General features: G+C 73.0%; 13 protein-coding genes. 4 read left to right on the top strand and 9 right to left on the bottom strand.

Annotated elements, in window-relative coordinates:
- Window positions 1-50: 50 nt before the first annotated feature.
- Window positions 51-641, top strand: a complete 591-nt coding sequence (locus ACIHEI_RS01675) for a DUF4352 domain-containing protein (RefSeq protein ID WP_396605253.1) — start codon at window positions 51-53, stop codon at window positions 639-641.
- Window positions 642-848: 207 nt separating this feature from the next.
- Here ACIHEI_RS01675 and mfd read toward each other — a convergent pair whose 3' ends face one another.
- Window positions 849-4,481 (bottom strand): transcription-repair coupling factor, encoded by a 3,633-nt coding sequence (gene mfd / locus ACIHEI_RS01670; protein WP_396605252.1) that lies wholly within the window; start codon window positions 4,479-4,481, stop codon window positions 849-851.
- Between the two features lie 582 nt (window positions 4,482-5,063).
- Between mfd and ACIHEI_RS01665 the strand changes: the two genes are divergently transcribed.
- Window positions 5,064-6,344, top strand: a complete 1,281-nt coding sequence (locus ACIHEI_RS01665) for a nucleotide sugar dehydrogenase (protein ID WP_396605251.1) — start codon at window positions 5,064-5,066, stop codon at window positions 6,342-6,344.
- A 1-nt stretch (window position 6,345) separates the two neighbouring features.
- Here the strand turns inward: ACIHEI_RS01665 and ACIHEI_RS01660 are convergent, their stop codons facing one another.
- The gene (locus ACIHEI_RS01660) at window positions 6,346-6,924 is read right to left on the bottom strand and encodes a copper resistance protein CopC (protein WP_396605250.1); all 579 of its coding nucleotides are present in this window, start codon (window positions 6,922-6,924) and stop codon (window positions 6,346-6,348) included.
- Window positions 6,925-7,058: 134 nt separating this feature from the next.
- Here ACIHEI_RS01660 and ACIHEI_RS01655 point away from each other — a divergent pair, with 134 nt between their 5' ends.
- Both ACIHEI_RS01655 and ACIHEI_RS01650 read left to right on the top strand, forming a co-directional pair.
- Complete coding sequence (locus tag ACIHEI_RS01655) at window positions 7,059-7,637, top strand: copper chaperone PCu(A)C (protein WP_396605249.1); 579 nt, start codon at window positions 7,059-7,061, stop codon at window positions 7,635-7,637.
- 7 nt (window positions 7,638-7,644) lie between these two features.
- Window positions 7,645-8,895, top strand: coding sequence for a Dyp-type peroxidase (locus tag ACIHEI_RS01650; RefSeq protein ID WP_396605248.1), 1,251 nt, complete (start codon window positions 7,645-7,647; stop codon window positions 8,893-8,895).
- A gap of 73 nt (window positions 8,896-8,968) precedes the next feature.
- Here ACIHEI_RS01650 and ACIHEI_RS01645 read toward each other — a convergent pair whose 3' ends face one another.
- The 7 genes from ACIHEI_RS01645 to ACIHEI_RS01615 form a co-directional block, all read right to left on the bottom strand.
- A complete protein-coding gene (locus tag ACIHEI_RS01645) occupies window positions 8,969-10,351 on the bottom strand; it encodes a hypothetical protein (RefSeq protein WP_396605247.1) in 1,383 nt (460 codons plus the stop codon).
- 158 nt (window positions 10,352-10,509) lie between these two features.
- Window positions 10,510-12,912: an SUKH-4 family immunity protein gene (locus ACIHEI_RS01640; RefSeq protein ID WP_396605246.1), complete on the bottom strand. Its 2,403-nt coding sequence runs from the start codon at window positions 12,910-12,912 to the stop codon at window positions 10,510-10,512.
- Window positions 12,913-12,937: 25 nt separating this feature from the next.
- Window positions 12,938-13,939 carry an SMI1/KNR4 family protein gene (locus ACIHEI_RS01635; RefSeq protein ID WP_392952182.1) on the bottom strand — a complete coding sequence of 334 codons (1,002 nt, stop codon included), beginning with the start codon at window positions 13,937-13,939 and terminating at the stop codon, window positions 12,938-12,940.
- 120 nt (window positions 13,940-14,059) lie between these two features.
- On the bottom strand, window positions 14,060-15,166 hold the full coding sequence (locus tag ACIHEI_RS01630; RefSeq protein ID WP_396605245.1) for a DegT/DnrJ/EryC1/StrS family aminotransferase: 1,107 nt from the start codon (window positions 15,164-15,166) through the stop codon (window positions 14,060-14,062).
- 122 nt (window positions 15,167-15,288) lie between these two features.
- Window positions 15,289-16,419 carry a DegT/DnrJ/EryC1/StrS family aminotransferase gene (locus ACIHEI_RS01625; protein ID WP_396605244.1) on the bottom strand — a complete coding sequence of 377 codons (1,131 nt, stop codon included), beginning with the start codon at window positions 16,417-16,419 and terminating at the stop codon, window positions 15,289-15,291.
- Window positions 16,420-16,500: 81 nt separating this feature from the next.
- Window positions 16,501-17,484, bottom strand: a complete 984-nt coding sequence (locus tag ACIHEI_RS01620; RefSeq protein WP_396605243.1) for an NAD-dependent epimerase/dehydratase family protein — start codon at window positions 17,482-17,484, stop codon at window positions 16,501-16,503.
- A complete protein-coding gene (locus tag ACIHEI_RS01615) occupies window positions 17,481-18,632 on the bottom strand; it encodes a Gfo/Idh/MocA family protein (protein WP_392952192.1) in 1,152 nt (383 codons plus the stop codon). The genes ACIHEI_RS01620 and ACIHEI_RS01615 overlap by 4 nt, the downstream gene beginning before the upstream one ends.
- Window positions 18,633-18,739: the final 107 nt, after the last annotated feature.

Here is an 18,739-nt window from a genome sequence, read left to right as displayed (position 1 = left end):
TCATCGCCGGAACCCCGGCCCACCGCAGAATCCCTGGGGGAGAGCCCGTCATGTCCATCCGCATCAGCACCCGCCGCACCGCCGCCGTCCTCCTCGGCGCCTGCCTGCTCGCCGCCGCGACCGCCTGCGGCCCCGACAAGAGCTCCGTCTCCACCGCCCCCAAGGCCGCCGACTCCGCGAGCGCCTCCAGCGCCGGCGGCGACCAGGGCAAGGCGGCCGGCTCCTCGGTGGCCAAGCCCGGCGACACCATCGGCCTGAAGGGCGTGGAGAAGTCCAACACCGCGGACGTCACGCTGGTGAAGGTCGTCGACAACTCGGAGGGCGCGGACGAGTACACCAAGCCCGCCGACGGCAAGCGCTTCGTCTCCGTCCAGTTCCGGATCAAGGCCACCGGCAGCGCGGCCTACGCCGACGCCCCCGCCAACAGCGCGAAGGTCCTCGACGACAAGGGCCAGGGCTACAGCTCCACCGTCGCCGACACCAAGGCCGGCCCCGAGTTTCCCGTCCCCGCGAACATCGCCCCCGGCGAGACCGCCCTCGGCTTCATCACCTTCGAGATCCCGGCGGACGCCAAGCTCGACAAGATCCAGTTCGCGCTGGACAGCGGCTTCGCGCAGCAGACGGGGCAGTGGAAGCTGTAAGGGCACGCAGGCGGGCGCGAAACGCAGGTGGGTGCGAAACGCAGACGGGCGCGAAACTGGGGGCGCGGGGAACTGCGCGACAAGCGCACACCACGTCCGCAAGGTCGCGATCAAGTGCAGGTCATTGTCCTGCGTCGCGATCTTGCGGTCGGATCCTTCCGCTTCGCGCAGTTCCCCGCGCCCCCGCTTTCGCTCGAGCCCCTCCGCTTACCGCTTCAGGTCGTCGAACATGGTGCTCAGGAACTCCGTGCTCCACGACAGCAACTCCCGCCCCACCAGCGGCTTGCCGCCGATGCGTCCGCCGGAGCTGGGCCGGGGCACCAGCAGCTGCTGGGCCGCGGACTTGATCTGGGTGCGGGGGTAGAGCCGGTTCAGCCGGAGTTGCTGGGACTCGCGCAGGTCGACCGGCCCGAAGCGGACGAAGTTGCCCTGCAGGGTGATGTCGCCGATGCCGCAGCGCCGCGCGAACAGTCGCAGGCCGGCCACCAGCAGGAGGTTCTCGACCGGTTCGGGGAGCTTGCCGTAGCGGTCGGTCAGTTCCTCGCGGACCTGCGCGATGTCGGCCTCCGAGTTGACGGCCGCGATCGACCGGTACGCCTGGAGGCGCAGCCGCTCGCCGGGGGCGTAGTCGTGCGGGACGTGTGCGTCGACCGGCAGTTCGATCTTGACTTCGAGCGGCTCCTCCTCCGGTTCGGCGCCGCCGCTCTCCAGGGACTGGCGGAAGTCGGCGACGGCTTCGCCGACCATCCGCATGTAGAGGTCGAAGCCGACGCCGGCGATGTGGCCGGACTGTTCGCCGCCGAGCAGGTTGCCCGCGCCGCGGATCTCCAGGTCCTTCATGGCGACGTACATGCCGGCGCCCATCTCGGTGTGCTGGGCGATGGTGGCGAGGCGTTCGTGCGCGGTCTCGGTGAGCGGCTTCTCCGGCGGGTACAGCATGTACGCGTAGCCACGCTCCCGCCCTCGGCCGACGCGGCCGCGCAGCTGGTGGAGCTGCGAGAGCCCGAACGTGTCGCCGCGTTCGACGATCAGGGTGTTGGCGTTGGAGATGTCGATGCCGGATTCGACGATGGTGGTGGAGACCAGGACGTCGAACTCCTTCTCCCAGAAGTCGACGACGACCTTTTCGAGTTGGGTCTCCCCCATCTGCCCGTGCGCGGTGGCGACGCGCGCCTCGGGCACCAGGTCCTTGAGCCGCGCGGCGGCCTTGTCGATCGACTCGACCCGGTTGTGGATGTAGAACACCTGGCCCTCGCGCAGCAGTTCGCGCCGGATCGCCGCGGAGATCTGCTTCTCGTCGTAGGGGCCGACGAAGGTGAGGACGGGGTGGCGCTCCTCGGGCGGGGTGGTGATGGTGGACATCTCGCGGATGCCGGTGACCGCCATCTCCAGGGTGCGCGGGATCGGGGTGGCGGACATGGTGAGCACGTCCACGTTGGCCCGGAGCTTCTTCAGCTGTTCCTTGTGCTCGACGCCGAAGCGCTGCTCCTCGTCGACGATGACCAGGCCGAGGTCCTTGAACCGGGTCTCCGAGGAGAACAGCCGGTGCGTGCCGATGACGACGTCCACCGAGCCCTCGAACAGGCCCTCCAGGACGGCCTTCGCCTCGGTGTCGGTCTGGAAGCGCGACAGCGCCTTCACGTTGACCGGGAAGTTCGCGTACCGCTCGGCGAAGGTCGAGAAGTGCTGCTGCACCAGCAGCGTCGTCGGCACCAGGACGGCCACCTGCTTGCCGTCCTGCACGGCCTTGAAGGCGGCCCGGACGGCGATCTCGGTCTTGCCGTAGCCGACGTCGCCGCAGATCAGCCGGTCCATCGGAACGGACTTCTCCATGTCCGACTTGACCTCGCCGATGGTGGTCAGCTGGTCGGGGGTCTCGGCGTACGGGAAGGCGTCCTCCAGCTCCCGCTGCCAGGGGGTGTCCTGGCCGAAGGCGTGGCCGGGGGCGGCCATGCGGGCCGAGTACAGCTTGATCAGGTCGGCGGCGATCTCCTTGACGGCCTTCTTGGCCCGCTGCTTGGTCTTGGCCCAGTCCGCGCCGCCGAGGCGGTGCAGGGTCGGGGCCTCGCCGCCGACGTACTTGGTGACCTGGTCGAGCTGGTCGGTGGGCACGAACAGCCGGTCGCCGGGGTGGCCGCGCTTGGCGGGCGCGTACTCCAGCACCAGGTACTCGCGGGTGGCGCCCTGCACGGTGCGCTGCACCATCTCCACGTACCGGCCGACGCCGTGCTGCTCGTGCACCACGTAGTCGCCGGCGGCCAGCGCCAGCGGGTCGATGGCGTTGCGGCGGCGGGACGGCATCCGGCGCATGTCCTTGGTGGAGGACTTCTGGCCGGACAGGTCGGTCTCGGTGATGACGGTGAGCTTGAGGGCCTCGTCGACGAAGCCGTGCTCGATCGAGCCGCAGGAGACGTAGACGACGTCCCGGGTCGGGGCCTCGCCGAGGTCGGCGACCAGCCGGGCCGGGATGCCCTCGTTGCCGAGCACCTCGGCCAGTCGGGCGGCCGGGCCGTGGCCCTCCGTCACCAGCACCACGCGCCAGTCGGCGGCCAGCCGCTCCCGGGCGTCGGTGATCGCCCGCGCGGTGTCGCCCCGGTACGCCTCGACGGCGTGCATGCCGAGCGTCAGCGTGTCGGCGTCGCCGTGCCAATCAGCGGCTCCGCCGCGGGCGAGGATCTCGGAAACAGTCGAGTCACTGGTCGCGAACGGGCTGACCGACCACCAGGGCAGCCCGATCCCGGCGGCGTGCTCGCGCACGTCGGCCAGCGACCGGAGCGACGCGGCGGAGACGTCGATCGCCTCCAGGTCGATCGGCCGGTCGGCGCCCGCGGCCGCGGCCACCCAGGACGCGGCCAGGAACTCCTGGCTGGTGGCGACCAGGTCCGCGGCCCGGGTGCGGACCCGCTCCGGGTCGCAGACCACCGCGATCGAGCCGGTGGGCAGCACGTCGAGCAGCAGCTCCATGTCGTCGACCAGCACGGGGGCCAGCGACTCCATCCCCTCGACCGCGATGCCCTGCGCGATCTTGTCCAGGATCTCGCCCAACTCGGGGTGCCGGGCGGCCAGTTCGGCGGCCTTGGCGCGCACCTCGTCGGTCAGCAGCAGCTCGCGGCAGGGCGGCGCCCACAGGCCGTGCTCGGCGATCTCCAGCGAACGCTGGTCGGCGATCTTGAAGTAGCGGATCTCCTCGACGTCGTCGCCCCAGAACTCCACCCGCAGCGGGTGCTCCTCGGTCGGCGGGAAGACGTCCAGGATGCCGCCGCGGACGGCGAACTCGCCGCGCTTCTCGACCAGTTCGACCCGGGCGTAGGCGGCGGCCGCGAGCTTGTGGGCGACCTCGTTCAGGTCGTGCTGCTCACCGCGCCGCAGAGCCACCGGCTCCAGTTCGGCCAGGCCCTTCACCTGCGGCTGCAGCACGCTGCGCACGGGGGCGACCACCACCTGCACCGGCCCCGCGGCGGGGTCGTCGGCACGCGGGTGGACGATCCGGCGCAGCACGGCGAGGCGGCGGCCGACGGTGTCCGAGCGGGGGGAGAGCCGCTCGTGCGGCAGCGTCTCCCAGGCCGGGAACTCGGCGACCGCGTCGGGCGGCAGCAGCGAGCGCAGCGAGGCGGCGAGGTCCTCGGCCTCCCGGCCGGTGGCGGTGACCGCCAGCACCGGGCGGCCGCTCTCACCGGCCCGGGCGGCCAGCGAACGGGCCAGCGCCGCAATCGCGAACGGCCGGGCGGCGGGCGGGCCGACCAGGTCGAGGTGCTGCCTGTGCCCCGTGGCCGCCGCCTCGATCGCCTCGGCGATTGCGGCGTCCCGTACGACGACATCGAGCAGTCCGGACAGGCTCATACGTCAATTTCTCCACGGCGGGGAGTTGGCCCGGAAGCAGACGGCCGCCGGGCAGCGCGACAGTCCCGGAACGCGGTGCGCCCGGGGGGTGTCCAGCCTACGCCGCGCGGGGGCCCCGCACGTGGCGTGGCGTCCTGGACCGGCGGCGCCGGGGCGACTTACCGGTATTCGTACAGGCTCGTCCAGAGATCATGCAGCCGACACACTCCTGTCACTGTCTGTCCATGGTGGCGGCGCAGGATGGAGCACAGCGCAGGCCGCATCCAACCGTGGGGGATGGCTGCGGAAGCGCGATCGCACCTCGATGGGGGTCGGGAGTGCGAAGGCCGGGCGACCCTGGGTGGGGGCGCCCGCGCCACTCACGCCGGGACTCGCGGCGCTTGCCTGGGGCTTGCGCCGCGAGATCTCGGCGTCGGCGCGCTGTCCGCCGATATCCACCGGCCTTGCGGGGTGGCCGAGTTCAGTCACCCGCCCGTCTCCGGCCACTTCCCGCGAAGCCGCCCGCGCGGCGGTCGCGCCTCCGTACTCTCTTGTGAAGAAGGTGTGGGGACACCGGGGGATTTCCAGGGGGTTGGGTTCGTCATGCGCGTTGTCATCGCAGGTCAGGGCTATGTCGGTCTCCCGCTCGCGGTCCGCGCCGCCGAGGTGGGCCATCAGGTGGTCGGGTACGACGTGGACGACCGCCGGATCAAGCGGCTCGCGGTCGGCGAGTCGTACGTCGAGGACATCCCGGGCGACCGGCTGCGCCCGCTGCTGGACGGCGGCCGGTACCTGCCGTCCGCCGACCCGGCCGACGTGGCGGGGTTCGACATCGCGGTGATCACCGTCCCGACCCCGCTGCGGGACGGCGCGCCCGACCTCTCCTACATCGAGGCGTCCGCGAAGCTGCTGGGCCGGCACCTGAAGCGCGGTGCGACGGTCGTCCTGGAGTCCACCACGTACCCGGGCACCACCGAGGAGCTGCTCGCGCCGCTGCTGGAGGCCGGCTCCGGACTGCGGGCGGGGGACGACTTCCACCTCGGCTACAGCCCCGAGCGGATCGACCCGGGCAACCCGGTGTGGAAGCTGGAGAACACCCCGAAGGTGGTCTCCGGCACCACGCCGGACGGGCTCGCGGCCGTCTCGGACTTCTACGGACAGCTGGTGGAACGGACGGTGCCGGTCTCCTCCTGCAAGGAGGCCGAGCTGACCAAGCTGCTGGAGAACACCTTCCGGCACGTCAACATCGCGCTGGTCAACGAGCTGGCGATGTTCGCGCACGACCTCGGCATCGACGTCTGGGAGGCCATCGACGCGGCCTCCACCAAGCCGTTCGGCTTCCTGCGCTTCACGCCCGGCCCGGGCGTCGGCGGCCACTGCCTGCCGATCGACCCCTCGTACCTGTCCTGGCGGGTGGAGCGCGCGCTCGGCCAGTCCTTCCGCTTCGTCGAGCTCGCCAACGACGTCAACAGCCACATGCCGGACTACGTGGTCCGCCGCCTCACCGACGCGCTCAACCGGCGCCGCCGCAGCGTCAACGGCTCCCGGGTGCTGCTGCTCGGCCTGGCCTACAAGAAGAACACCGGCGACGCCCGCGAGACCCCGGCGGCCCGGATCGTCGAACTCCTCACCCGCCAGGGCGCCGAAGTCCGCGCCGCCGACCCGCACGTGGTCGCCGGCGTCCACGTCGCCGAACCCCACGACGCGGGCCCGCTCGCCACCGTCCACCGCGTCGAGGCCACCCCCGCCGAACTCGCCGCCGCCGACGCGGTCATCCTGCTCGCCGACCACGACGAGTTCGACTACACCGCCGTCACCACCCACGCCCAGTACGTCCTGGACTGCCGCCACCGCCTGACGGGAGCCTCGGTCGAGGTGCTGTGAGTCAGCCTCGCGAGCGGGTGTCGGACCGGCGCACGAGGACGGTCACGGCCGCCGCCGCGACGACCGACAGACCGCCGGCCGCCGCCCACCACACCCAGTCCCCACTGTCGCCGGCGGTGGCGGACCCCGCCGCCGAGGCAGAAGCAGAGGCGGACGCCGACGGCCGTGGCGGCGGCTGGGTCGGGGCGGTCTGGTCGTCGTTGGTGAAGCTGAAGCGCCCCTGGAGCGGCGCCCCGTCGGCCGCGACCGCCCGCCAGGTCACCTGGACGAGGCCCTTCGGCAGGCGGGTGACCTTCTGCCGCACCTCGCGGTCGGTCGCGGTCGGCGCGCCGTCGCTGTAGGACGTCCCGTCGGTGCCGGCGACCACGATCGTGGTGTAGCCGGCCTGCACCGCGCTGTCGAAGGTCAGCGTGATCGAGGTCGGCGACTCGGCGACCACGGAGTCCGCAGCCGGGCTGGATTCGAGCAGCTGCGCGTGCGCCGCCGCCCGCGGCGCGGACACCAGGACGGACAGCGTGGCCAGCAGCAGTGCGGTGAGGAACGGCACCACCGCCGGGCGGGAGGGAACTCGGGGCTTCACGTGTCAGTGGTCGTCGCCGGCCTCCCGGAAGTTCCCGGCAGATCGCGGGAACTTCCCGCCCACCCGGTCCGACCACTGCGGTAACTGCGGCACACAACCACGCCCGCACCCGAGTCGAAAGCCGATGCACCCCCATGCCGATCACCACCGCCCCGGCCCGTTCCCCCCGCCTGCGCCGCCTCGTCGCCGCCACGGCGGTCGGGGCGATATCCCTCACCGCCCTCGTCGCCTGTGGCAGCAGCGACTCGTCCTCCTCGGCCAAGAGCCCGGCGGCCAGCACCTCGCCCAGCGCCACCGCGAAGGCCGATTCGGCACCGGTCACCGTCAAGGACCCGTGGGTGAAGGCGTCCGACACCGAGATGACCGGCGTGTTCGCCACCCTGGTCAACAACACCGGCGCCAAGGTCACCGTCGTGTCCGGCACCTCGACCGTCTCGGCGAAGACCGAACTGCACGAGGTCGCGGACGTGGACGGCAAGCCCACCATGCGCCCGAAGGCAGGCGGCTTCGTCATCGAGGCGAACGGCAGCCACGAACTCAAGCCGGGCGCCGACCACGTGATGCTGATGGGCCTGTCCAAGCCCGTGAAGCCGGGCGACGAGGTCACCGTCACGCTGACCCTCGACGACGGCAAGACGCTGAAGTTCACCGCTGTCGCCAAGGCGTTCGCGGGCGGCAAGGAGGACTACAACTCCGGCATGACGAAGGGCTGAGCTCCCGATGGACACCAGCCCCACCGAAGCCGCTGCACCCGCCACCGCTGCGGTCGGCCGCCGCCGGCTGCTGACCGGCGGCGCGCTCGCCCTCGGCGGGGCGCTGGCCGGCGGCGGTATCGGCGCCGCCGTGGCCGACAGCCCCCGCCGCCCCGGCGAGGAGCGGTCGGCAGCGCCCGCGTACGGCGCCCAGAAGGTCCCCTTCCACGGGCCGCACCAGGCGGGGATCGACACCCCCGCCCAGGCCCACGGCGTGTTCCTCGGCTTCGACCTGGACGCCGGAACGGACCGCGCCGCGCTGGGCCGCATGATGCGGCTGCTCACCGACGACGCCGTGCGGCTCACCCAGGGCGAGCCGGCGCTCGCCGACACCGAGGCCCAACTCGCCGAACTGCCCGCCAGGTTGACCGTCACCTTCGGGTTCGGCCCGGGCTTCTTCAAGGCCGCCGGGCTGGACGACCGGCGGCCCGCCTCGGTCGAACAGCTGCCGGTGTTCTCCATCGACCGGCTCCAGGACCACTGGTGCGGCGGCGACCTGCTGATCCAGATCTGCGCCGACGACCCGCTCACCGTGGCCCACGCCCAGCGGATGCTGATCAAGGACGCCCGCACCTTCGCCCGGCTTCGCTGGGCGCAGCGCGGCTTCCGCCGGGGCCGCGGCGTCCAGGCCGACGGCGTCACCCAGCGCAACCTGATGGGCCAGATCGACGGCACCGTCAACCCGGAGCTCGGCAGCGACATCTTCGCCCAGGCGGTGTGGGCCGGCGACGGCCCGGACTGGCTGCGCGGCGGCACGACCATGGTGCTGCGGCGGATCCGGATGGAGCTGGAGACCTGGGACGCCGCCGACTCCAAGGCCAAGGAGTTCTCGATCGGCCGGACCCTCGACACCGGCGCCCCGCTCACCGGCACCGCCGAGACGGACCCGCCCGACTTCGACGCCAAGGACCGGCTCGGCTTCCCGGTCATCTCCGACTTCGCCCACGTCCGGCGCGCCCACGTGAGCGACCCCCGGCAGCGCATCTTCCGCCGCCCGTTCAACTACGACGACGCCCCGGCCGCCGACGGCACCCCCGACACCGGCCTGCTCTTCGCCTCGTTCCAGCGGGACATCGCCACCCAGTTCCTGCCCATCCAGCGCGCCCTCGCCGCGTCCGACCTGCTCAACCAGTGGACCACCCCGATCGGCTCCGCCGTCTTCGCCATCCCGCCCGGCTGCGCACCCGGCGGCTGGATCGGCGAGACCCTCCTGGGCTGACCGCCGGACGAAACACCTCCGCCCCGTTCGGCAGCCTGCAGCTGTCGGACGGGGCGGAGGTGTTCCCGGGCGCTCAGCCCCGGCGCTGGATGCGGTCGCGGTTGGGGCGGGTGTCGTGGTTCAGGCCGAGGTCGTCGACGATGACGATCTTGGGCACGATCTTGGTCTCCGCCTCCGGAGCGGTCACGGGCGCCGCGGGCGCGGCCGACGCAACAGGCGCAGCCGGCTCGGACGACGCGGCGGGCGGGGTCGCGGGCTTGGGCGGCAGCGGGTCCTTGGCGAAGCTGGCGGGCTTGGTGGGCGGCGCCGGGGGCTCGGCCAGGGTCGGGGTGTACGGCTTGCGGGGGTCGGCGGCCGCGGGCCTGGCGGCCGACTCGCCCTTGACGGGGCCCAGCAGCACCGCGGTCGGCTGGTCGACCGGCTTGGCCTTCTCGGCGACGGGCTTCTCGGAGGGCTTCTCGACGAGCTTCTCGACGGCCGGCTTGGTGGCGGTGGCCGTGGCAGTACCGACGGGGCCCTTGGTGAGGTCGGCCTTCTTCGCGGCGGCGGCCGGCGTCCCGTCCTCCGGGTCCTCGATCGCGCCGACGGCGGCGCCGGTGAGCGAGGCCAGGGTGCCCTTGATGTGGTCGAGGTGGGTCTGCACCTTGTCGAGGCGCTTGGTGAAGTCGGCCTGCTCGCGCTCGCTGGCGAGCTTGATCCGGGCGGCCTTCTCCTTGGCGGCGGCGATCTCCGCGTCGGCCTTGACCTGGGCCTGGGTGTCGAGGCGGCGAGCCTCGGCGAGCATCGCCTCGCGGTGCTGCTCGGCCTCCTTGACCCGGGTCTCGGCGGCGAGGGTGATCTTGGCGACGGCGGCGTCCGCATCGGCCTCGGCGGTGGCGAACTCCTCGTCGGCCTTGCGGCGGCGCTCGGCGAGGGTGACCTCGGACTGCTCGGAGGCGTCGGCGGCGGAGACCCGGATCCGGGCGGCGTGGCCGGTCGCGGCGTGCACGACGGCGCGGGCCTCGGCGTCGGCCTGGGCGCGGATCCGCTCGGCCTCGGCGCGGCTGCGCTCGTCGGTGCTGCGGGCGAACCGGTCGGTGTCCTCGCGCTGCTTGGCGGCGTACTGCTTCGCGTCCCGGGCGGCGGCCTCGCCGGCCTCGTGGGCGGCGTCCCGGGCGTCCTCGCCGGAGCGCTTGGCCTTGTTGTGGATCGCCTCGGCCTCGTTCTGGGCGATCTTCAGCAGGGCGGCGGCCTGCTCGCTGAGCTCGCCGAAGTCGGGGTCGGGGGCGTCCTCGGCGGCCTGCTGGATGTCGGTGAGGCGCTTCTCCATCTCGCGCAGCCCGGAGCCGAGCACGCTGAGGCGCTCCCAGGCCTCGTCCCGTTCGCGGCTGAGCGCGGACACGGCCGCGTCGACCTGTTCGGGCGCGTAACCGCGCCGGGAGACGGTGAAGCCGTACTGGGACACGGCGTCGCTCATTCGGCTGTTCTCCTCGTGCTCGCGGGCTGCGCAGCCCCGCCGGGTGCGTGGTTCGGTGGGCGGAATCGTCCGTCCCATTGACCTATTTTGCGCAGATACGAACGCAAACCAAACAGGCCGCTGCCGCGCGGCCGGGGGAACCGGCCGCGCGGGAGGGGCTACAACAGTCCGTCCCAGAGCTGTTCGACCAGCACGGCCCACCAGCTTTCGGGCGTGTGCACGGCGGCCGGATCGACCGCCAGCAGCTGGGCCTGGAAGTCGGTGGTCCAGCGGCCGGCCTGCTCGGGCGTGAGGCCGTGTCGCAGGTGCCACATCCGGGCCAGCACGGTCAGGCAGCGGACGAACTCCGGGACACCACTGTTGACGAACCGCGGCGGCTCGGCCGGGTTCTCGATGTCCACGGCGACCACCGCGGCCGTGCCGTACTGGACGCACAGCTGACGGCCGTAGTCGTTGCCGAGCACCAGGTAGCCGCCGAAGTCCGGGCCGGGCGGCAGGCCGCGCTCGGCGGCCAGCTCGGCCAGCGTCGGGATCGGCCGGCCCTCCTGGGCCTGCGCCCAGAAGAACGGCGGGAACTCGCGCGGCAGACCGACCCACATCAGGGTCTGGGCCACCGCGTCCGGCACGCCCTGCCGGGCCACCGCGCGCTGCTCGAACCGGAACACGCCCGGGCCGAACAGCTGCCCCAGCTCGGCGGCCAGCTGCTGCGGAACCATCGGCGGCATCGGCGGCACCGAGCCGGGCGGCGGCAGCGGCACCCGCTGGGTACGGGGGCGCGGCGGCGCGGACACCAGCTGGTGCAGCTGCTCGACGTGCTCGCTCAGCACCGCCATGCCGGCCTGCCGGGCGGCGGTGTCCCGGCCGTACGGGGCGGTGTGGCTGATCCGCGCGTTCGGCCAGGACGCCTTCACCATCCGGGCGCAGTAGCCGCCGGGCAGGTCGCACAGCTCCAGGTCGGTGTGCACCTCCAGCACCTGGTCGGCGGGCACGCCGATCCGGCGCAGCTCCTGCAGCGCCTTCCACTCCGGGTGCGGGGTGCCGAGCTCGGACATCATCACCAGGCTCCGCTCGGAGCCGTCCGGCGCCCGGTAGTTGACCACCGCGGTGGTGCCGGGACCGGTGGTCGGCACACCGGACGGCGGCACCGGCGCGACCGGCGCGGGGCCGGGGCCCGGCGGCGGCACGGGGGCGCCCGGGAACGGCTGCGGCGGCATGCCCTGCGGCGGACCGGGGAACGGCGGCGGGGCCTGGAACGGGGCACCCTGCTGCGGCCCGGGCACGGGGAACGGCGGCGTCGCCGGGCCACCCGTCGGCGGCATCTCGATCGCCGGGGCCAGCTGGGTCGCCTGGTACGCGACGGCGGCGGCCTCGGGCGCCGGAGCGGCCGGCGGCGCGGCGGGCGCACCGGCGGCGCCGCTCAGCTCGGCGGGCGCGGGCGGCGGCGGGGCACCGGGGCCGGTGCGGCCGCCGGGGCCCTGCGCGGGGCCGCCGGTGGGCGGCAGCAGGTCGTTCGGCGGGGGCGGCGGCGGAGCGGTCGGACCGGACCGGCCGAGGCCGACGTGCGCGGGGCCGCCGGTCGGCGGCAACAGGTCGTTCGGCGGGGGCGGCGGCGGAGCGGTCGGACCGGACCGGCCGAGCTGTACTCCATGCGCGGGCGTGCCGGGCGTACCAGGCGCACCGGGCAGCCCCATCAGCCCGGGCGGGCCGTCGGTGGCCAGCATGGTCGGCGCGTAGTCGATCGACGGCGCGGGCCCGTCCGGCGGAACGGGCGTACCGGGCACGGGAGTTGCCGGCCCCCCGAGCGGGAACGGCGGGGTCGCCCCGACGGGCGCGGGAGTTGCCGGCCCGCCGAGCGGGAACGGCGGCGTCGCCCCGACCGGCACCGGCGTCCCGGGAACGGGCGTCCCACCGACCGGGAACGGCTGGGCCGGCGCCAGCACGGTCGCAGCCTCCGCGCCCGGCGGGGGCGGAACGGGCGCGCCGGGGACGGGCATCCCGGACGCGTCGAAGTAGTTGGGGCCCTCCTCACCCGGCACGGACGGCATCGGCGGCACCGGCGGCGCAGCAGCAGCCACCGGCGCGGGCGGCACCGGCACGTGCGGCGTCGGCACCGGCGCAGTCGGCGCAGCCGGCACCGCGGCGGGCGGCGGCGTCGCGGACCCGGACAGCTGCGCGGCCTCGGCGGCCACCGCCGCGGCACCGGCGTCCTGCAGCCACTGCGGGGGGCTGAGCAGGAAGGAGGTGGCCTCGACCGCCCCGCGCACCGGCTTGGCGGCGCCGGCCGGGTTGGGTTCGACGGGGCTCCCGTACAGCTCCTCGAACTGCTGGACCACCTCGTTGATCGGCAGCGGCGGCCAGAGCATGCTGGCTCCGCTGTCGCGGGCGATCACCAGCCGCGGCGAGGTGCCGGGCCCGCCGCCGTGCTCGCTGCCGTCCACCGCCCAGCAGACGTAGCCGAGGTCGAACTCCCGGACCCGCACCTCGCGTTGGAGCGAGCGCGGCACGCCGGCGTTGATCCAGTCCTCGGCGGTCTCCTGCGCCTGCGCGTACGTGGTCACCACGTCTCGTCCCACCCCTGTCGTTCGGTCAGTTCACCGGGACGGCGCGCGCGAAGCCACCGTCCACCATGAGTTCGGCGACGGTCTCCAGCTCCGGGGGGCTGCCCGCGAGCCGCAGCAGGAAGGCGTCGAAGCTGTCGCCGCAGGGCAGCAGCAGCCGGGCCACCCGCTGCTCCGGCGGCTCGTCCGCGCCCTGGTCGCGGGCGTCGTCGTAGGGCAGGAACCAGACCGAACCGGTCTGCTCGCCGCGGACCTTGAGCGTGAGCAGGCCGCCCTGCTGGTAGGCGATGGCCAGGTAGTCCTTGGTCAGGTGGTCGCGCAGGCACTTGTTGGCGTACACCAGGTCCTGGGTGCCGTACTCCTCGCTGAGGGTGAGGAACGGCTGGTCGACCAGCAGGCCGAGGTCGACGTCCAGCGCGGCACCGGCCGGGGCGCGGCCGCCGGCCAGTTTCAGGAAGTCGCGGTAGACGGGCGGCAGCGGGTGGCCCAGGCGCTGTTCGGCGCGCTGCACCAGGTCCTCGGTGACGGCCAGCGGGTCGCCGCCGTCCTTCGCCAGCGGGAGGTGCACGGGGCGGCGCTCCTGGAGCGGGCGGGTGCCGCGCCGGGCATGGTCGGCGGTGGAGACCGCCAGACCGCCGTGGTGCCGCAGCAGGGCCTTCACCTCGACCGGGATCAGCTCCATCCGCCGCCAGCCCGCCGGGGCGCGGCCGGCCACGTGGTGCCAGGTCCAGCCCTGCGGGGTGGCGACGGCGGTGTCCAGGTCGGCCCACAGTTCGTGGCCCTGGGTGTAGAGCGCGGCGTTCGCCGACACGTAGTCGGTGAGCCGCAGTTCGTCCACGCCGAAGCCCTCCGGCGGGTCGGCGACCTCGGCGGCGGCGACCGCGTACGGCGAGAAGTCCGGGAACCCGTGCTCGTCGATGCGGACGCCCTGGGGGTGCCGCTCGGCCCGGACCGGGTCCGGGAACTGCACCACCTGGCCCGCGTACGCCGCGTTGGGCACGGCAGCGGTGCCGGGCCGACCTGTCGTCATCTGGGGTCCCCCACAGCAGAAGCCGAAATCCTCGGGGACCAGCGTAGGGCAACGACCGACCACGTTAAGGGTCACGGGGGTACCCGGCCGGGGTACCGCCCGGACGGGACCGACACCATGTCAGCTCCGGCGCACCGCCCGCACCAGCGTCTCCGCCACCCGCACCTGCTGCCCCTCGGTGAGCTGCGGGAACATCGGCAGCGTCAGCAACTGCCCGGCGGCCCGCTCGGTGACCGGGAAAGCGCCCTCCGGGTATCCCAGTTCACGGAACGCCGGCTGGAGGTGCACCGGCACCGGATAGTGCACGCCCACCCCGATCCCGGCCTGCTGCAACTCCGCGAGCACCCGTTCCCGGTCCCGTTCCACCCGTACCGCGTACAGGTGCCAGACGTGCTCGTTGCCGGGCAGCGTGCGCGGCAACGTCACCCCCTCCAACCCGCCCAACAGCTTGTCGTACCGCTCGGCCGCCGCCCGCCGGGCCTCGTTCCACGCCGGAAGCCGCCGCAACTTGCTGCGCAGCACCACCGCCTGCAAGGTGTCCATCCGCGAGTTGAACCCGAACCGCTCATGCACGTACTTCCGCGCCGACCCGTGGTCCCCGATCAGCCGCACTGCCCCGGCGAGTTCCGCGTCGTCCGTCACCACCGCACCCGCGTCCCCGTACGCCCCCAGGTTCTTCCCCGGATAGAAACTGGTCGCCGAGATCCGCCCCCAACTCCCCGACACCCGCCCGTGCCGCGCCGCCCCCTGCGACTGCGCCCCGTCCTCCACCACCGGCAAGCCGCCGGCAACCTCCAACACCGCCTCCATCGGCGCGAGTTGCCCATTCAGATGCACCGGCACCACCGCGACGGCCCCCGCCACCCGCTCGGCCACCTGCTCCACATCGATCAGCAAGCACTCCTCGTCCACATCCACCAACACCGGCCTGAGCCCCGCCCGCACCACAGCCTCCGCCGTGGCCACAAACGTGTTCGCCGGCAGCACCACCCCACCCCCCGGCGCCAAGTCGAGTGCCCGCAACGCCAGTTCGAGAGCGTCGGTCCCGTTCGCCGTCCCGACCGCGTGCCCCACCCCACAGAACGCCGCGAACTCCCGCTCGAACGCGGCAACGTCGGGGCCCTTGATGTACGCCCCGCTCGCCAGCACCGCCTCGAAGCCCTCCCGGACCTCATCGGCGATCTCGGCGTGCGCGGCGTGCAGATCAACCAGGGGAATGTCCGTCACTGAGATTCAGCCTCTCAACCAAGCTCGCGCCCAGGGGCGCGAGGAACTGCGCGAAGCGGAAGGTGAACGTCGGAAAGATCGCGTCAGAGACAGGTAGTTGCACGTGAGAGCGCCCCGAGCACTCAGAGCGCTCCCTTCAATGCCTCAACCACCCGCTCCTGCTGCTCCCCCGTCAACGAGTGGTACAGCGGCAGAATCAACGTCCGCGAAGTCAGCAACTCCGTGACAGGCAACCCCACTCGGGAAGACCCCTTGTACGGCGCCTCCAGATGCGCAGCCATGATCCCCCGCCGCGCCGAAACCCCCTCCGCCGCCAGCCGCCTGAGCACCTCGCCCCGCTCCGGCGCACCCTCCGGCAGCAGCAGCCACAGCGACTGGAAGTTCGACGTCCCGTGCGCCGGATCACCCACCAGCCGCCCCCCGAGCTCCGGCCCGAGCAACTCCCGGTACGCAGAAGCGAGTTCGCGCCGCCGAGCCACCATCGCCGGAAGCTTCCCGAGCTGCACCAGCCCGATCGCCGCCTGGACGTCCGTCATCCGGTGGTTGAAGCCGATCTCGTCGTACGTCTCCAGCACGGCCGCCCCGCCCGCCCCGGAATGCCTCTCGGCGGCGGAGACGCTCATGCCGTGCTCCCGCAACCGCCGCAGCCGGGCGGCGAGTTCGCCGTCCCGGCAGGTGACCATGCCGCCCTCCCCGGTGGTGAGCAGCTTGCGCGGGTGGAACGAGAACGCGGCGATGTCCGCGCCCGCGCCGGCCGGGCGGCCCCGGTAGACGGAGCCGGCGGCGCACGCGGCGTCCTCGACGACGGCGATGCCGCGCGGCCGGACCAACTCCTCGATGGCGTCCAGGTCGACGGGGACACCGCCCTGGTCGACGGCGATCACCGCCCGGGTCCGGCCGGTGAGCAGGGGGGCGACGGTCTCGGGGGTGAGGTTGCCGCCGGCCGGGTCGACGTCCGCGAAGACGGGTGTCGCGCCGACGTAGGTGACGGCGTTGGCGGTGGCGATGAACGAGAACGACGGGACGACGACCTCGTCACCGGGCCCGACGCCCGCGCCGATCAGCGCCAGGTGCAACGCGGTGGTGCAGGACGAGACCGCGACGGCGTGCGGCACGCCCACCGCCTCGGCGAACGCCCGCTCGAACTCGGCGACGCGCGGGCCCTGCGCGACCCACCCGGAACGGACGGCATCCGCCGCGGCCCGGGCCTCTTCCTCGCCGAGCCACGGGATCATCACGGGAATGGTGGACATCGGGTTGCTCCTTCGCTGGGTCGCGCCCACGTGCAAGTCACTCGTCCTGCCGCGATCTTTCCGACGTTCGAGTCCGCCCTGTCAGACCTGTTCGCGCCACCAGGCGACGAGCTTCCGCAGCCCGTCCGCCAGCCCCAACTCCGGCTTCCAGCCCAGGTCGTGCTCGGCCGCCGAGATGTCCGCGAGCCGCCGGACCACGCCCCCGGCGGTGTCCCGCGCGGGCCCGTGTTCGACGTCGAGGTCCGATTCCATGGCCTCCAGCAGCGCGTCGGCGAGGCCGCGCAGCGACACTTCGGTGCCGGAGGCGATGTTGTAGACCCGGTCGGTGGCGGGTGTGGTGGCGGCGAGCAGGTTGGCCCGGGCGATGTCCTCGGTGTAGACGAAGTCCATGGTCTGGGCGCCGTCGCCGAAGATCAGTGGTGGTTGTCCGGCGGCGATGCGTTCCATCCAGCGGATGAAGACCTCGGTGTAGCGGCCGTGGACGTCCATCCGGGGGCCGTACACGTTGAAGTACCGCAGGGCGACGTAGTCGAGGCCGTACATGCTGTGGAAGCTGCGCAGCAGGCCCTCGTTGAAGACCTTGGCGGCCCCGTACAGGGTGTCGTTGTTGTAGGGGTGCTGGTTCTCCGGCGTCGGGAAGGTGTCGGCCAGCCCGTACACGGACGCGGTGGAGGAGGCGATCACCTTTCCCACCCCCGTCTCCGCGGCGGCCTCCACCACGTCGAAGGTGCCGTCGACCATGACTTCCAGGGCGAGCCGGGGTTCGGCGGCGCACTGGGTGATCCGGATCGCGGCGAGATGGAACAGCACGTCGGTGCGGGGGGCGAGGAGTTCGCGCAGCAGCGCGCGGTCGCGGATGTCGCCGTCCACCACGGTCAGTTGGCCGGGGGCGGCGATCTCGCGGGCGCGGGCCAGGTTCTCGGTGCGACCGCGGACGAAGTTGTCGAGTACGACGACCTCGCGGGCGCCGGCCTCGATCAGTTGGTCGACGACGGTGGAGCCGATGGTTCCGGCGCCGCCGGTGACCACACAGCGCGAGCCTTCCAGCTGGGCGGCGGCGTTCATCGGACGGTGGCCCTCTCCAACACGGCAGTCTGACGGGTGGTCTCCACGGGGACGGTCGAACCGCCGAGTTCGAGGCTGAGGGACGCGGCGTGCAGCAGTCGCAGCACGCGCAGGCCGGCCCGGCCGTCGGTGAGCGGGGTGCGGCCCTCGTCGATCGCGGCGGCGAATTCGGCCATCACGTTGCGCAGGGCTTCCTGTTCGACCAGGGCGGGGGCGACCATGTCGCCGACCCGGTAGGAGATCAGGGCGCGGTGCCGGATGGCGTCGGTGAGTTCTTCGGGCGGGGTGAGGTCGACGCCCCGGTCGTGGATCGCGAGGCGGGCCTGCGGGTTGAGGTCGTCCCAGACCAGGGTGCGGCGGGAGCCGCCGATCAGGGTGGTGCGGACCTTGGTCGGGGAGAGCCAGTTGACGTGACAGTGGGCGAGTGCGCCGTTGGACAGGCGCACCGTCAGGTAGGCGACGCAGGCGCGGCCGGCGCCGATCGGGTCGGCGGCCTGGGCGCTGACGCCGACGGGTTCGACGCCGGGCGGCAGCACGAAGTCGAGGATGGACAGGTCGTGCGGGGCGAGGTCCCACAGCACGTCCACGTCGGGCTGGACGAGTCCGAGGTTGATCCGGACCGAGTCGAAGAACTGGATGTCGCCGATGTCGCCGCTGTGCACCAACTCGCGGATCCGGCGCACCACGGGGGTGTAGCAGAAGGTGTGGTCGCACATCAGGACCAGGCCGCGTTCCTCGGCGAGGGCGACCAGGTCGGCGGCTTCCTCGACGGTGGTGGTGATCGGCTTCTCGACCAGGACGTGCTTGCCGGCCTCCAGGGCGGCCCGGGCCAGGCGGTGGTGGGCGGCGGCGGGGGTGGCGATGGCGACGGCCTGCACCCGTTCGTCGGCGAGCACCTGTTCGTAGGAGGTGGTGGCGGTGACGGTGGAGTACTCGCCGAGGACCTTGCGGGAGCGCTGTTCGTCCAGGTCGCACAGCCAGTGCAGGTGCAGTGCGGCGGTCTGTTGGGCGTTGCGGACCAGGTTCGGTCCCCAGTAGCCGGCTCCGACGACGGCGAGTCCGATCCGCCGGTCGGATTCCCGGTCGGTACTGCCCGGTGTGGGCACGTGTTCCCCAGGCGCCTCGTGCGCCACGACGTTCGACCCCATCGCAAGACCCCCCTTGCCGCCGCGTCGCTCGAACGGTACCGGCCCGGCCGGGCCGGTCGAGGCACAATCGGAAAACCCGGTGAACGCCACCAGGAGCGTGCGGTACG

It is taken from the genome of Kitasatospora sp. NPDC051984 (assembly GCF_044593455.1).
Lineage (GTDB): Bacteria > Actinomycetota > Actinomycetes > Streptomycetales > Streptomycetaceae > Kitasatospora.
The sequence above is the reverse complement of the archived record's forward strand: the minus strand, read 5'-3'. Positions and strand labels throughout refer to the sequence as shown.